General features: G+C 62.4%; 16 protein-coding genes. 14 read left to right on the forward strand and 2 right to left on the reverse strand.

Features of this window, described 5'->3' with window-relative positions; genetic code table 11:
• Nucleotides 1–79: 79 nt before the first annotated feature.
• From AC0L2J_RS17785 to AC0L2J_RS17845, 13 genes are all read left to right on the forward strand, one after another.
• The gene (locus AC0L2J_RS17785; protein ID WP_007613940.1) at nucleotides 80–1,333 is read left to right on the forward strand and encodes a flagellar hook protein FlgE; all 1,254 of its coding nucleotides are present in this window, start codon (nucleotides 80–82) and stop codon (nucleotides 1,331–1,333) included.
• Nucleotides 1,334–1,367: 34 nt separating this feature from the next.
• A complete protein-coding gene (gene flgK, locus AC0L2J_RS17790) occupies nucleotides 1,368–2,846 on the forward strand; it encodes a flagellar hook-associated protein FlgK (protein ID WP_473392546.1) in 1,479 nt (492 codons plus the stop codon).
• A gap of 3 nt (nucleotides 2,847–2,849) precedes the next feature.
• A complete protein-coding gene (locus AC0L2J_RS17795; protein WP_007613937.1) occupies nucleotides 2,850–3,896 on the forward strand; it encodes a flagellar hook-associated family protein in 1,047 nt (348 codons plus the stop codon).
• 67 nt (nucleotides 3,897–3,963) lie between these two features.
• A complete protein-coding gene (gene flaF / locus AC0L2J_RS17800; protein ID WP_007613936.1) occupies nucleotides 3,964–4,308 on the forward strand; it encodes a flagellar biosynthesis regulator FlaF in 345 nt (114 codons plus the stop codon).
• Nucleotides 4,308–4,718 carry a flagellar biosynthesis repressor FlbT gene (gene flbT, locus AC0L2J_RS17805; RefSeq protein WP_007613934.1) on the forward strand — a complete coding sequence of 137 codons (411 nt, stop codon included), beginning with the start codon at nucleotides 4,308–4,310 and terminating at the stop codon, nucleotides 4,716–4,718. The genes flaF and flbT overlap by 1 nt, the downstream gene beginning before the upstream one ends.
• Nucleotides 4,719–4,732: 14 nt before the next feature.
• On the forward strand, nucleotides 4,733–5,143 hold the full coding sequence (gene flgD / locus AC0L2J_RS17810) for a flagellar hook assembly protein FlgD (protein ID WP_007613933.1): 411 nt from the start codon (nucleotides 4,733–4,735) through the stop codon (nucleotides 5,141–5,143).
• Nucleotides 5,140–5,406: a flagellar biosynthesis protein FliQ gene (fliQ, locus tag AC0L2J_RS17815; protein WP_007613924.1), complete on the forward strand. Its 267-nt coding sequence runs from the start codon at nucleotides 5,140–5,142 to the stop codon at nucleotides 5,404–5,406. Before flgD ends, fliQ begins: the two co-directional genes overlap by 4 nt.
• Nucleotides 5,407–5,482: 76 nt before the next feature.
• A complete protein-coding gene (flhA, locus tag AC0L2J_RS17820; RefSeq protein WP_007613922.1) occupies nucleotides 5,483–7,564 on the forward strand; it encodes a flagellar biosynthesis protein FlhA in 2,082 nt (693 codons plus the stop codon).
• A complete protein-coding gene (gene fliR / locus AC0L2J_RS17825; RefSeq protein ID WP_007613920.1) occupies nucleotides 7,561–8,313 on the forward strand; it encodes a flagellar biosynthesis protein FliR in 753 nt (250 codons plus the stop codon). The genes flhA and fliR overlap by 4 nt, the downstream gene beginning before the upstream one ends.
• A 6-nt stretch (nucleotides 8,314–8,319) precedes the next feature.
• Nucleotides 8,320–8,739 carry a hypothetical protein gene (locus tag AC0L2J_RS17830; RefSeq protein WP_035974374.1) on the forward strand — a complete coding sequence of 140 codons (420 nt, stop codon included), beginning with the start codon at nucleotides 8,320–8,322 and terminating at the stop codon, nucleotides 8,737–8,739.
• Nucleotides 8,736–9,218 (forward strand): rod-binding protein, encoded by a 483-nt coding sequence (locus AC0L2J_RS17835; protein WP_007613918.1) that lies wholly within the window; start codon nucleotides 8,736–8,738, stop codon nucleotides 9,216–9,218. The genes AC0L2J_RS17830 and AC0L2J_RS17835 overlap by 4 nt, the downstream gene beginning before the upstream one ends.
• A 42-nt stretch (nucleotides 9,219–9,260) precedes the next feature.
• Nucleotides 9,261–9,773, forward strand: a complete 513-nt coding sequence (locus AC0L2J_RS17840) for a flagellar biosynthesis protein FlgN (RefSeq protein WP_473392554.1) — start codon at nucleotides 9,261–9,263, stop codon at nucleotides 9,771–9,773.
• A complete protein-coding gene (locus AC0L2J_RS17845; protein WP_007613914.1) occupies nucleotides 9,770–10,228 on the forward strand; it encodes a hypothetical protein in 459 nt (152 codons plus the stop codon). Before AC0L2J_RS17840 ends, AC0L2J_RS17845 begins: the two co-directional genes overlap by 4 nt.
• 169 nt (nucleotides 10,229–10,397) lie before the next feature.
• Here the strand turns inward: AC0L2J_RS17845 and AC0L2J_RS17850 are convergent, their stop codons facing one another.
• Nucleotides 10,398–11,168: a response regulator transcription factor gene (locus AC0L2J_RS17850; protein WP_063995073.1), complete on the reverse strand. Its 771-nt coding sequence runs from the start codon at nucleotides 11,166–11,168 to the stop codon at nucleotides 10,398–10,400.
• Between the two features lie 819 nt (nucleotides 11,169–11,987).
• On the opposite strand from AC0L2J_RS17850, the gene AC0L2J_RS17855 reads away from it, so the two are divergent.
• Nucleotides 11,988–12,980 carry a hypothetical protein gene (locus AC0L2J_RS17855; protein ID WP_473392558.1) on the forward strand — a complete coding sequence of 331 codons (993 nt, stop codon included), beginning with the start codon at nucleotides 11,988–11,990 and terminating at the stop codon, nucleotides 12,978–12,980.
• 14 nt (nucleotides 12,981–12,994) lie between these two features.
• Here AC0L2J_RS17855 and AC0L2J_RS17860 read toward each other — a convergent pair whose 3' ends face one another.
• Nucleotides 12,995–13,573, reverse strand: coding sequence for a MarR family winged helix-turn-helix transcriptional regulator (locus tag AC0L2J_RS17860; RefSeq protein WP_007613911.1), 579 nt, complete (start codon nucleotides 13,571–13,573; stop codon nucleotides 12,995–12,997).
• Between the last annotated feature and the right edge of the window lie 188 nt (nucleotides 13,574–13,761).

Below are 13,761 nucleotides of genomic sequence, written 5' to 3' on the forward strand. Positions count from 1 at the left end.
TGTGCATCGTTCCCCATCATCAGCCCCGCGCAAGCAATAGCCTCCATTGTAACTGCAACCTACCAAAGGAGCCCAATTCATGAGCCTGTATGGTGTTATGCGCACCGGCGTTTCCGGGATGAGCGCGCAGTCCAACAAGCTGTCGACGGTTTCGGACAACATCGCGAACGTCAACACCACCGGCTACAAGCGGGCTTCGACCGAGTTTTCCTCGCTGATCCTGAAGAGCGGCTCGGGCAATTACGATTCCGGCGCGGTCGAGACCACGGTGCGCTACGCGATCAGCGATGCCGGCAATTACCAATTTACGACCTCGGCGACGGATCTCGCGGTCCAGGGCAACGGCTTTTTCGTCGTGCAGGATCCGAACGGCAACAACTTCCTGACGCGCGCCGGTGCGTTCGTGCCAGACAGCACGGGCAACCTCGTCAACGCCGCCGGCTTCCAGCTGATGGGCTACAACATCCAGAACGGCGCCGTGCCCAACACTTCCGCCAACGGTTTCGGCAACCTCCAGGTCATCAACGTCAATCAGATGGCGCTGCAGGCGTCACCCTCGACCAAGGCCACCGTGGCCGCCAACCTGGATCCGAGTGCGGCAATCGTTGCTGCACCGGCCGCTGCGGCTGGCCCGGGTAACTACACGTCGAAGACGTCGATGGTGACCTACGACAACATCGGCAACGCCGTGACGCTCGACGTCTATGCGGCCAAGACCGGCGCGAATACGTGGGACGTTGAGGTCTACGATCCCGCGGGCAACGTGCTTACAGTGCACGGCGCTGCCACGACGTTCACGTTCGACGTGAGCTCGACCGGAAAAGGCAAGCTGGACCTGGTGGGCCCGCCGCCGAGTGCGACATCGCTTACGGTGGCCATCCCCGGTGGTTCGGCTGCCTTCAACATTGACCTCTCGGCCATGACCCAGGTCGCCTCCAGTTTCGACTTCAAGGCGAACGTCGACGGCAACGCGCCCTCCGCTGTCGAGAAGGTCAACATCGACGACAAGGGTGTGGTCACCGCCGTCCTGAAGAACGGCACCACGCTGCCGAGCTTCCAGATCGCGCTCGCCACCGTTCCGAGCCCCGACCGTCTGACGCCCGAAGTCGGCAATGTCTACTCGCCGAACCTGGATTCTGGAAACGTGCAGGTCGATGTGTCTGGCAAGAGCGGGCTCGGCACCATCCAGTCGGGTGCTCTGGAAGATTCCAACGTCGATCTCGCGGACGAGTTGACCTCAATGATCGAGGCGCAGCGCGGCTTCACCGCGAACTCGAAATCGTTCCAGACCGGCGCCGATCTGCTGGACGTGGTCGTTAACCTGAAGCGTTGATTTCTTCAGCGCTCGTCCCCGGCAAGAGCAGATCATGAACCTTACCGCCGCTCTCGAATCCGCCCGCTCTTCGTTGATGGCGTCGGGCATCCAGTCGTCGGTCATCTCGCGCAACATCGCCGGTGCCAGCTCCGCCGGCTATTCGCGCAAGATTGCCGTGCTGGACAACCTCCCGGGAACCGGCGTCTACGTGGCGGCGATCCAGCGCGCCGCGAGCTCGGGTCTCTACACCAACGTGCTGACCGCAACCTCGACGTCGGCCAAGCAGAGCGCGATCCTTGACGGTCTCCAGAAGATCGCCTCTGCCACGGTGGACGATCCGGAACTCGACCAGTCGCCGACGGCGCAGCTCAATGCGCTGAAGAAGGCGCTCCAGCAATATGCCAACGCCCCGGACAACACCACGCTGGCGCAGGCGGCGGTGACGTCCGCCAAGGACATGGCGACCGCGCTCAATCAGGCGACCCAGTCCGTGCAGTCGGTCCGTGAGGGCGCGGATGCCGACATGAATACGTCGGTTCAAAACATCAATCGGCTGCTCTCCCAGTTCCAGACCGTGAACACCGCGATCGTGAAGGGGACGATCTCCGGCGACGACATCACCGACTACCTCGACCAGCGCGACAGCATCGTCTCGCAGCTGTCGCAGGAGGTCGGGGTGTCGATGTCGCTCCGTCCCAACGGCGATGCGGCGCTCTATACCGACAGCGGCGTCGTGCTGTTCGACAAGACGGCGCGAACGGTGAGCTTTGCGCCGACGAACGCCTATACGGCCGGCACCACCGGCAATGCGGTCTATATCGACGGCGTTCCGGTGACCGGCGCCAATTCCGCGATGCCGCTCAAGTCCGGCAAGCTTGCTGGCCTGGCCCAGCTGCGCGACAATGATACGGTTACTTACCAGAGCCAGCTCGACGAAATCGCGCGCGGCCTGGTCGATGCCTTCAAGGAAAGTGACCAGTCGCCTGTTCCGACACTGCCCGACGTCCCCGGTCTCTTCACCTATCCCGGCGCGCCGGCGATGCCGGCGAGCGCCACCGTCTTGGTGGGTCTCGCTGGTACGATTTCCGTTGCTGCATCGGTCGATCCCGCCCAAGGCGGCAATCCTAATCTGCTGCGCGACGGTGCGATCAGCGGCAACGTCGCATACCAATACAATACGGCCGGCAACGGCGGTTATTCGGCCCGGCTGCAGCAGCTCATCGGCGCCATGGATGCGTCGCAACCGTTCGATGCGACCACGCAAGGCAAGCCGAACGGCAGCTTGATCGACTTCGCGTCGTCGTCGACGAGCTGGATCGAAAACCAGCGCAAGACCGCCGACTCCAACGTCACCTATCAAAAAACGCTGCTCGACCGCAGCACGGCGGCGCTGTCGAACGTCAGCGGCGTCAACATGGACGACGAGATGTCGTTGATGCTTCAGGTCGAACGGACCTATTCGGCCTCGTCGAAGATCATCTCGACCGTCGATGAGATGTTGCAGAGCCTGCTGGCTGCCGTGGGAAATTAAGTCATGATGAGCGCAAACTACATCTCGACCTTGATGCTGTCTTCGTCGTTGAGGTCTTCGATCACCAACAATCAGGCCGCGCTGGCCAGGGCCTCGAAGGAAGCCACCACCGGCCGCTTCGCCGATGTCGGCCTCGAGCTTGGTGCCACGACGGGAGGCGACGTCACCCTGCGGGCGGACCTGAGCTTCGCCGATCAGCTCGTCGATACCAACGGGCTGGTCTCGGGACGCCTGGACATCACGCAGAGCCGCATCACCCAGCTTGGTTCGACCGCAACGGACTTCCTCAAGGACCTGATCGCGGCGCGCAGCACCGACGGCGGCGGGCGGATCATCCTGCCGCCTGCGTCCTCCAACCTCCAGGATCTGATTGGCGCGCTGAACGTCTCCTATAACGGCTCGTCTCTCTTCTCGGGCATCAACACGCAGAACACGCCGATCACGGCCTACACCGCGGGCTCGGCCAGCAAGAACCAGGTCGACGCCGACTTTCTTGCGACCTTCGGCTTCTCGCAATCATCGCCCAGCGTGAACACCATCACCCCGGCCCAGATGCAGACCTTCCTCGACACCACCTTCGATGCGGAGTTCGCGAGCCCGGCCTGGAACACCAATTGGTCATCGGCGACCGACCAGGTCATGCAAAGCCGGATCTCCACGACCGAGATCGCCGATACCTCCGTCAGCGCCAATCAGACAGGCTTCCGCAAGCTCGCCGAGGCCTACACCATGATGGCAGATCTCGGGAACGCCAATTTGGATCAAGCGACGTTCCAGGTCGTCGTGGACAAGGCCATCGGCCTTGTCGGCAACGCCATTACTGACCTTGCGACCCTCGGCGGCGACATCGGCACGGTCCAGCAGCGGATCACCTCCGCAACCGACAAGCTCAAGACGCAGCAGGATATTCTGAACAATCAGATCGTCGGTATAGAGAAGGTTGACCCGACGGAAGCCTCGGTCAGGGTCAACACCTTGCAGACGCAGATCCAGACGGCACTTGCGCTCACCTCGCAGCTCCAGAAGATCAGCCTCATCAACTATCTCTGAGTCCAGCTCCTTCGTAAGGCGCGTAAACCTTGTCTTGTTGTTCGGTCTCCTGCGCAGAGTTGTCCTGATGACGTTTGAAGCCTATGAATCGGTCGTCGACGAGAGCGGCTATGAGGCGCGGGGCCGCGAGCGGCAGGCGCTCAGCCTCGGCATCGACCGGCTCGAGCGGATCCAGAAGGACCGCTTCAGCCTCGAGGATCTGGTCGAGAGCCTGCTCTATGTGCGGCGGCTGTGGACGATCTTCATCGAGGATCTCGCGCATCCGGAAAATGGGCTTCCGGAAAAGCTGCGCGCCGACATCATCTCGATCGGGCTGTGGGTGGTCAAGGAAGCCGACCGCCTTCGCGAAGAAAAGTCGAACGACGTGATCCAGCTCATCGAAATCAACCGCCTGATCCGAGACGCACTTTGATGAAGATATCCTTGCGTGCGGGCGAACGGGTCTACATCAACGGCGCAGTGCTGCGCGTGGACCGCAAGGTCTCCGTCGAGCTCGTCAATGACGTGATGTTCCTGCTCGAAGGGCAGATCATGCAGGCCTCCGACGCCACCACGGCGCTGCGGCAGCTCTACTTCATCGTCCAGCTCATGCTGATGAACCCGACCGATGTCCGGGATGCTTCGGCTCTCTACGGGCAGCATCACGCCGCTCTGCTCGCGGTGTGCGAGAGCCAGGAGATGCTGGTCGGACTTGGTGCGGTCGACGACCTGGTCGGAGCGACCCGTTACTTCGAGGCGCTCAAGCGGATCCGGGCATTGTTTCCAGTGGAGCAGGCCATCCTGGCCGGCGCCAAGATCGATTCCCCATTCGAGGCTGCCTGACAGCGGAGAGCGACATGAACGTCACCAGCGCGACCGATAGCACCAGCAAGTCGACCAGCACGACGACGACCTCGAGCACCGGCGTCGATTACAACACATTTCTTCAGCTCCTCATCGCGGAGATGAAGAATCAGGATCCGACCAATCCGATGGATACCTCGCAATATATGAGCCAGTTTGCGCAGCTCTCGTCGGTCGAGCAGGCGATGCAGACCAATAACAAGCTCGACGCTCTGCTGTCTTCGCAGTCGTTGTCGCAGGCCAATGGGCTGATCGGAAAGACCGTCAGCTTCACGGACTCGACCGGAGCGAGCTTCAGCGGCAAGGTCGCTTCGGTCTCCATCAACAGCGACGGCTCCATCGCGACACTCGAGAACGGTACGAAAGTCGCGATCGGCCCCGGTCTCACGATCAGCCAGTCATGAACGAACGGGATGCCCTCGACATCGTCCAGGCGGCGATCTGGACCATCATCGTCGCTTCCGGGCCTGCCGTCGGTGCCGCGATGCTGGTCGGCACCATCATCGCGCTGATCCAGGCGCTGACCCAGATCCAGGAGGTGACGCTGACCTTCGTTCCGAAGATCATCGTCATTCTCGTGGTCGTCGCCATCTCCGGCTCCTTCATCGGAGCCCATCTCTCCACCTTCACCGAGATGGTCTATTCGCACATCGAGCACGGCTTCTGATCCCGGCCACCCCTGCCACCACCCCCGCGTAAGCTTTGCACGGCAGATTACGGGCCGGATCCTCTGCCGGTGACCCATGACGGATACGTTAGCTGCTAGCCTGCCGACCCCGCGACGATTGGGCGCCGACGCCTTTTTCGCAGGCGGCATCGTGGCCATGCTCACGATCCTGTTCCTGCCCATACCGCCGATCCTGATCGATCTCGGCCTCGCATTCTCGATCGCGCTGTCGGCACTGATCCTGATGGTCGCGCTGTGGATCCAGCGGCCGCTCGATTTTTCGGCCTTCCCGACCGTGCTGCTGATCGCGACGATCCTGCGGCTTGCGCTCAACGTCGCAACGACCCGTCTCATCCTGTCGCGCGGCGGGGAGGGGGAAAACGCCGCCGGCCATGTCGTTGCCGGCTTCTCGAAGTTTGTCATGGGCGGCGACTTCGTCATCGGCCTGATCATTTTCGCGATTCTGGTCACGGTGAATTTCGTCGTGATCACCAAGGGCGCAACGCGTATCGCCGAAGTCGGCGCCCGCTTTACCCTGGATGCGATCCCGGGCAAGCAGATGGCGATCGACGCGGATCTGTCCGCCGGCCTGATCGACGACAAGGAAGCCCAGCGCCGGCGCCGCGAGCTGGAAGAGGAGAGCGCGTTCTTCGGCGCCATGGACGGTGCCTCGAAATTCGTCCGCGGCGACGCCGTCGCCGGCCTGATCATCACCGCGATCAACATTTTCGGCGGTATCATCATCGGCGTGACGCATCACGGGTTGACGCTGGCACGCGCCGCCGACGTCTACACCAAGCTCTCCGTGGGCGACGGCCTGGTAACGCAGATGCCCGCGCTGATCGTGTCGCTGTCGGCGGGCCTGCTCGTCTCGAAGGGCGGCACCAGAGGTTCGGCCGAGCAGGCGGTGTTGCGACAGCTCGGCGGCTATCCGCGCGCGGTGTCGGCCGCCGCGCTGATGATGTTCGTGCTCGCCTTGATGCCGGGGTTGCCGACGGCGCCCTTCCTGCTGCTCGGCGGCGTCATGGCGTTCGTCGGGTACTCGCTGCCGAGGCGGCAGGCAGCCCTGAAGCAGAAGGAAGATGCGCGCAAGGCCGACGAACGCGCCCAGGTCGATGCCAAGGAATCCGTCAAGGAATCGCTCAAGACCGCGGAGATCGAGCTGGCGCTCGGCGGCCACCTCTCGGTCCATCTGCTGGGCTCGCGCAACGAGCTGGCGCACCGCGTGGCCAAGATCCGCAAGAAGTTCGCCAAGCAGTACGGCTTCGTGGTTCCCGAGATCAAGCTCACCGACAATCTGTCGATCGATCCGAAGGGATACCAGATCCGGATCCACGACACCCGCGTCGCCCAAGGCGAGCTCAGGCTCGGCGAAGTGCTGGTGCTCGTCGACAAGGACGGCAAGCCCGACGTTCCTGGCGAAGAGGTGATCGAGCCGGCCTTCGGCATGAAGGCGCTGTGGGTGACGGACGCGTTCACCGACGAGGTCAAGCGTCAGGGCTGCAAGCCGGTCGATAATCTGTCGGTGCTGCTCACGCATCTGAGCGAAGTGATCAGGGCCAACCTCGCCCAGCTGCTGTCCTACAAGGACATGCGCGGCCTGCTCGACCGGCTCGATCCCGAATACAAGCGCCTGGTCGAGGATCTCTGCCCGTCGCAGATATCGTATTCGGGGCTGCTGGCGATCCTGAAGATCCTGCTGGCCGAGCGCGTGTCGATCCGCAACCTGCATCTGATCCTCGAAGCCATCGCCGAGATCGCGCCCCATGTGCGGCGCTCCGAGCAGGTGGCCGAGCATGTGCGTACGCGTCTTGCCCAGCAGATATGCGGCGATCTCTCCGACAACGGCGTGCTCAACGTCGTCCGTCTCGGCAACCGTTGGGACTTGGCGTTCCACCAGAGCCTGAAGCGCGACGCTAAGGGCGACGTCGTCGAATTCGACGCCGATCCGCGCCTGATCGAGCAGTTTGCGACCGAAGCCAGCGCCGCGATCCGCAAGTTCACCGAGAACGGCACCAGCGTGGTGCTGGCGGTGACCCCGGAAGCGCGTCCCTACGTCCGGATGATCCTGGAGCGGGTCTTTCCGACACTGCCGATCCTGTCGCATGTCGAAGTCGCGCGCAGCACCGAGATCAGGGCACTCGGAGCCATATCGTGATCAACGGCCTCACCGACAGCGTGCTGGTGACGTTCATCGTGTTCTGCCGCATCGGTGCCTGCCTGATGCTGGTGCCCGGCTATTCCAGCGTCAACGTTCCGGCCCAGGTCCGATTGTTCGTCGCGCTCGTCACGACGTTTGCGCTGACGCCGATCCTGATCGCCGTCCTGAAACCTCTCACGGACAACGCGGCGCCGCTGACGCTCGTGCTGCTGATCTGTTCCGAGCTCGTGGTCGGCAGCGTCATTGGGCTCGGCGGTCGCGTGTTCTTTCTCGCACTCCAGACCATGGCCACCGTGATGGCGAGTGCGATCGGGCTGAGCAACATTCCGGGGACGCCGGTCGGCGACACCGATCCGGCGCCGGCCCTGGTGCCGCTGATCATGACATCCGTCACCACGCTGTTCTTCATAACCGACCAGCACTGGCAGGTCCTGCGCGGGCTGATGAACTCCTACGATGTCTGGCATCCGGGCGACCGGCTCGGCGGCAGCATGCCGCTCGACCAGCTCGTCGGCAGGCTATCGGAGGCATTCGTGCTGACGCTGCGGATCGCTAGCCCTTTCATCGTCTATTCGGTCGTCGTCAACCTGGCGGTCGGCCTGATCAACAAGCTGACGCCGGCGATTCCGGTCTATTTCATCTCGGTGCCCTTCGTGCTGTTCGGCGGCTTCCTGCTGCTCTACCTCACGAGCGACGAGCTCCTGACGCAATTCATGCTCGGCGTCTCGTCCTGGCTGGCGGAGTGATCGGTCATGACGTCACGCGCGGACAAGCTCGGCCGGATGGTCTCGCTCGTGAAGCTCCAGCTCCGGCTGTCAAAGTGGCAACTCGCGCATCTGCAGCAGCAGGAGCGCAGCTTGCAGGACGAACAGGAATGGCTGGTCGGAACTCTCAACGAGGGCAAGCCGCCGGCGGGATCATCGAGCGAGTCGATCGCGCGGCGCCTGACCAGAACCAGCGCCGGCGCTCGCGCGATTCAGGTCCAGGCCTCGCAGCAGCTCGACCAGGTTCGCGCGGAGAGCCGCCGCGTGAAGCAGTTCGAGCAGGTCGCGAAGGCGGCGCTCGCGGACAAGCTTCGCGACGCCGAGAAGCGATCGCTCGAGGAGATGACAGGAACAAGCCTCACCGTGCGCGAGTGGACGCCACGGCCAGCTAACCGGAACAAGACATGATCGTGACAGCGACACCCGACCTCGTTCTCGACGTACTCGACGCCGCCGATCCCGTGACGCAGCGCGCGGCCACGGCGAAGCTCGACGCGCTCAAATCATCGGACGCGGATTTCGCCGCCACGATGGACGCGGAGGTCGGCAAGGCCAAGGCTGCGGCCGCCGCCGAACAATCCGTGACGAAGGTTTCGGAACCGCAGTCGGGTGCGGTGAACGGGGCGCCGGTGCAGGTGATCAAGGCGTCGGCCTCCGGCGAGGTGTACCGGAAGTTCGAAGCCTTCATCCTCCAGACCTTCGTCGAGACGATGCTGCCGAAGGAGTCGGAGGAGGTCTTTGGAAAAGGCACGGCCGGCGGGGTCTGGAAGTCGATGCTGGCGGAGCAGCTTGGTGCCCAGCTGGCAAAGGGCAAGGGCATTGGCATTGCCAAGCAGCTCGCTGCCGCGCATCCGGCGGGACCGGACGCTACGGGCAAGGTCGGATGACGATCCGGCAATGGATGACAGAAGTTGAAGGGTGAATTTCCTATGCAGGCACAAGAAGGCGCGGCGGCCCTGGTGATGGAACAGCCAGCCGTGGACACCGAGGCGATGACGACGGCGGCCGTGTCGGGGGATGCCCTGCTGCCCGTGCTGCTGCCGAATGTCGGCGGCGAGGTGGCGAACGACGGCGCGGACGCGGCGAGATCGGACGAGGTGCGCGGCCTGTTGGCTGCGATCCGCCGGCTCGCAAGCATCGTCGAGGAGGAGACGGCCGCGCTCGCGACGGGCAAGAAGATCGACTTCGATGAGTTCAGCGCCCGGAAGAGCCGGAGCATGCTGGAATTCGTCCGCCTGATGCGGGCACGAATGCATCTCGGCGGCGAGGTCGAGATCACCGAGGAGATCCAGCGGCTGCGCGAGAAGCTCGAGCGCAACCGTTCCATCCTCGAAATGCATTACGACGCGGTGCGCGAGGTCGCGGCCATTATCGTCAAGGCCATCAAGGACGCCGAGTCGGACGGCACCTATACCGGTCGCGCCGCACAGGACGGAAAATGATCAGACTCGTGCTAGCCGGGCTCTGGGTATGCATCCTCACCGCGGGAACGAGCTATGCCGTAGCCTATTGGAAGGAAAATGGCAGCCTGCTGCCGGCAAAGGACGAATATCTCGAGGGGCTGCAGTACCAGAAGACGCGGGCGCTGAGCGTGCCCATGGTCGAGAGTGGCAATGTGCAGGGCTACATCGTCGCGCGCTTCGTCTATACCGTGGAGGCGCGGACCATGCACCAGCTCAACGTTCCGCCCGAGCCGTTCGTCGTCGATGAAGCCTTCCGCAGGATCTATGCCGACGACCGCCTCGATTTCAGAAAACTCGCCCGTTACGACCTCTCCATCCTCACGACGGCCATCAAGCAGCGTGTCAACGAACGAATGCAGGCCGAAGTCGTCCAGGACGTCCTTGTCGAGGACTTCAATTACGTGTCGAAGGAAGAATTCCAGCAGAAGCCCTAGGGCATTACCGGTTCTGATTGAATCAGAAGCGAGCCTCTAGAATCGGACGCCAGCCGCGGCGCCGGTACTGCCGCGCCTCTGTTCGCCGTTGATGTCGCTGAAACTACAACGGCCCCTGCGAAGGTGGTTCGCAGAGGCCGTTGTCCGTTGCGTGGCAGCGCCCTGCCGGTCAGTTTCCGGCCGGATACGCTGCCGGAGCGGCATGCGCCCTGTTCAGCAGGATGCCGACCTCGTCGAGCTCCTGCATTGGCACGTCGATGGTTTCGCCGGCCGGGATGTCGAGGCGGTATCCGACGTAGCGCCGGGCCACGATCGCATCGAAGCCGAGGCGGTCGCGGAGTTTCTTGCGCAGCTTGCTGACGTGGCTCTCGATCACGCTCTCGTCGAATGTCGCTTCGAAGATGCCGTAGACCGCGTTGAAGATCTGCGTCTTGGTGACCCACTTGCCGTGGTTGCTGACCATATATTCGAGAATGCGCAGTTCGCGGCGGGGCAGGGTGAGAGCGTGGCCAGCGATCTCGGGGTCACGTCCGTTGAAGAAGACCTGGATCCTGGTCTCACAGGGCCTCGGCAGTTCCCCGACCCGGCGGCGCGCAATCGCGGCCGTTCGGGCGAGGATCTCGCGGAGATGAATCGGCACGTGGACGACGTCATCGACGCCCGATTCGAACAGCTCCAGCGTGTTCTTGAGCATCTTCTGGCCGCTCATGGCGATGATGGGCGCCGAGGAGCGCTTGCGCATCGCCCGCGGCAGGCTTCCGCGGGTGTCGCAATCCCCGAGGAGGAAGGCGTCCACCGCGGCCAGATCCGATTCACTCGCAGATTGCAGCCAGTCCCAGAATTCTCCGGAGGAGAAGCCGATCGACGATACACCTTCGCGAACGAGCCCTCCGACATAGCTGTTCGTGACGCTCTCGCGATCATCAACGATAATATACATCAGTCTTTCGCCCCTGTTTCGCACTTGTTACGGCCGGTTCGTTGTTGTGATGCCCGGCTCGGCAACTGTGCTGTTTGACGATATTCCTTCCCGCGAACCGTTATTATGGTTTCGATATTCGCGGGCAGCCCTACGCATTCAGTGCCTGCGTCTCGCAGGCCTGCTACTTCGACTCGATACTGAACGCTTACTGCGTGAGGCTCGGCGGGTGTCTTACGGATCACCTCGCGGAGCGGATTGAGAAAGCGACCTAGAACAGTTGCGCCAAGTTGCTCATTGCGTCCGAACGCTACCGTACTGTGTCGATCTCCTCGCCAACTGGCGAGAATCACTTGAGTAGGACCGTAACAATTGCCGATTTCCGATCAAGCGTGCGCAACTAAGCGTTTGCTACACGGGTTTGATGCTGTTGGTTTGTTTCGAGTTGTTTCTTTGTATATTCAATCGCATCAGTTGATTTGGAATTCGAACTAGTTTTGCACCGTGGCGGTTCTAAAGTTCCGCATCCCCGTATGATTACTGCTATTTTGGGTAGTGCTGCGCTTCATGCACATTGAGGGATCTTCAACCCGGGATTGACTCCCATCATCGTCTTTCCACCTGCGACAATTCGACTCATGTATGGCGAGGCGACTCCAGCTTGGCGAAATCTTGGCGAGGGTGTGTCTTTCGAGTCGCACTCTCGCCACGTGCGTGACGCGTTTGACTCATGCGACGTCGCTTCGCGCGTGATGAAAAGTTTTCGATGCGCACGTTTCAGGCAAGCTTCGGCGAATAATGTCACCGTTCGACAGATCGAACCGAACGGAGCATTCTCGCATGTTGTCCGATGGACAAGCTCGTCCCAACGCGACCGCCGATGTTTCCGCGGCGGCGAAACCGGCTGCGGAGACGCGCGATGCCAGAGACAATGCGGCGCCGACGGCCAAGCCTTCTACAAATACCAAGCCTTTTGCAAATACCAAGCCCGCTACGAACACCAAACCTGCGTCGGCAGCAGCGAGTGATGAAACTCTGGCGAAAGAGGCGCTCGAGGGTCTGAAGCGTATTCGCGCCAAGGCGCGCCTCGACAAGATGGCAATCTCCAAGCCTACGCCCATCGTGATCAAGCCGGCCGTGATCGTGGCCAAACCGCCGCCGCCGCGTCCGACATGGGTCGCGCCGCTCGCGACATTGGCCGTCGCTGCGATCCTGGTCGTCTGTGCCTGTACCGGCGTGATCGCCTATTTCGCCATGCAGCCCGCCCAGACCAACGTCGCGGCCAATACTGAGATCAGGAATCTGCGCGAGACGGTGGCGCAACTGCGCAGGCAGGTGTCGGGCGTGTCCGACAATCTCGACGGCCTGCGCACCGCGGTCGACCAATCGAGCAAGGCGACCAATGACCGTTTTGGCCGTTTTGGCGAGAATCTGGACCGCATCGAACGGGTGAGCTCGTCCTCTACGGTGAAGCTCGACAAGCTTGCCCAGGTGCAGGCTCAAGTGCAGGCTCAAGTGCAGGCCCAGGCTCCGGCGCCCGTCGCCTCACAGCCAATGCCAATGATGGCCTCGGCCGCTACGCCCGAGGTCACGGGATCGGTAACTCCGTCCGAGCGCATCTCGGCGCCGCGCAAGACGGTCAAGGGCTGGTCGGTCCGCCAGGCCTATGAAGGGATTGCGATCCTGCAAGGCCCGCACGGCGTCGTGGAGGCGGTGCTGGGACAGCACGTGCCGGGCCTTGGCCGCATCGAGGAGATCAAAAACGAGAACGGACGCCTGGTCGTCGAGTCCAGCGGGGGCGTCATCTATTCGTCACGCAAGGCTACGCCCTGATCGAGGGCCGCCTTCTATTTGCGGTGATGCTCGAAGCTGGTGCATAGCAGATCGACCTCCGCCTCCGCGATCGGCGCGCGAAACAGGCGGCAGCTGAACTCGGCCGTCGTCCTGCTGTCCGTGGTGCTGCGATCTTCGCGGAGGAAGATGCATCGCTTGCAGACGTCGGTATGGTGCCGCTGTTCGGCTGCGTCCGACTGATCCAGCACGTGGCGGAGCGCGTCGCGGAAGCTGACCTTCGCCTCGTCCTCGAGCACGCCGATGGCCTCGACGAGGACGTTGACGGGGTCGCGCACCAGAAACTTCTTGCCCTGTTGTGTCACGCTCAGCATCACCGACCGCTTGTCCTGGACCGAGCGCTTTCGCTCGAGATATCCGAGCCGCTCCAGCTCGCCGATGATGAACGAGGCGGTGCCACGCGTGGTGCCGACGTAACTTGCGAGCGCCGACGGGGTCCTGGAAAACCGGTTGGCGCGGGAAAGGAAACGCAGCGCCATCCACTCGCGGTCACGCAAGCCGTGCTTGGTGCCTTCGAACCACAGGATCCGGGCGACCTGTTCCAGCAGTTCGATCGATTCGCGAGCCAAGTTCATTTTAATTCCACGTCGGATAGATCTTGATTCAATTGAGCTTTTGGTAGCGCAATCCGGCGGCTGATAATGGAGATCCCGAGGCGGAACCCTCGGTCGTGGAACTAGAGCGTCACGAAGAAAGTTCGAGTAAATCGCCCGGCTCAACTCTTCTGAAAATTTCAGTCAAATGACCGCGGTGTACGCGCAAA

The organism is Bradyrhizobium sp. MV1.5 (assembly GCF_055807615.1).

What these genes read in the sequence shown, in the direction of transcription:
- flgK (WP_473392546.1), top strand. Translation starts at nt 1,368, where the DNA reads ATGAACCTTACCGCCGCTCTCGAATCCGCCCGCTCTTCGTTGATGGCG.
- AC0L2J_RS17830 (WP_035974374.1), top strand. Translation starts at nt 8,320, where the DNA reads ATGACGTCACGCGCGGACAAGCTCGGCCGGATGGTCTCGCTCGTGAAG.
- AC0L2J_RS17860 (WP_007613911.1), bottom strand. Translation starts at nt 13,573, where the DNA reads ATGAACTTGGCTCGCGAATCGATCGAACTGCTGGAACAGGTCGCCCGG.
- flbT (WP_007613934.1), top strand. Translation starts at nt 4,308, where the DNA reads ATGAAGATATCCTTGCGTGCGGGCGAACGGGTCTACATCAACGGCGCA.
- flhA (WP_007613922.1), top strand. Translation starts at nt 5,483, where the DNA reads ATGACGGATACGTTAGCTGCTAGCCTGCCGACCCCGCGACGATTGGGC.
- AC0L2J_RS17855 (WP_473392558.1), top strand. Translation starts at nt 11,988, where the DNA reads ATGTTGTCCGATGGACAAGCTCGTCCCAACGCGACCGCCGATGTTTCC.
- fliQ (WP_007613924.1), top strand. Translation starts at nt 5,140, where the DNA reads ATGAACGAACGGGATGCCCTCGACATCGTCCAGGCGGCGATCTGGACC.
- AC0L2J_RS17835 (WP_007613918.1), top strand. Translation starts at nt 8,736, where the DNA reads ATGATCGTGACAGCGACACCCGACCTCGTTCTCGACGTACTCGACGCC.
- AC0L2J_RS17845 (WP_007613914.1), top strand. Translation starts at nt 9,770, where the DNA reads ATGATCAGACTCGTGCTAGCCGGGCTCTGGGTATGCATCCTCACCGCG.
- AC0L2J_RS17840 (WP_473392554.1), top strand. Translation starts at nt 9,261, where the DNA reads ATGCAGGCACAAGAAGGCGCGGCGGCCCTGGTGATGGAACAGCCAGCC.
- flaF (WP_007613936.1), top strand. Translation starts at nt 3,964, where the DNA reads ATGACGTTTGAAGCCTATGAATCGGTCGTCGACGAGAGCGGCTATGAG.
- flgD (WP_007613933.1), top strand. Translation starts at nt 4,733, where the DNA reads ATGAACGTCACCAGCGCGACCGATAGCACCAGCAAGTCGACCAGCACG.
- AC0L2J_RS17795 (WP_007613937.1), top strand. Translation starts at nt 2,850, where the DNA reads ATGATGAGCGCAAACTACATCTCGACCTTGATGCTGTCTTCGTCGTTG.
- AC0L2J_RS17785 (WP_007613940.1), top strand. Translation starts at nt 80, where the DNA reads ATGAGCCTGTATGGTGTTATGCGCACCGGCGTTTCCGGGATGAGCGCG.
- AC0L2J_RS17850 (WP_063995073.1), bottom strand. Translation starts at nt 11,168, where the DNA reads ATGTATATTATCGTTGATGATCGCGAGAGCGTCACGAACAGCTATGTC.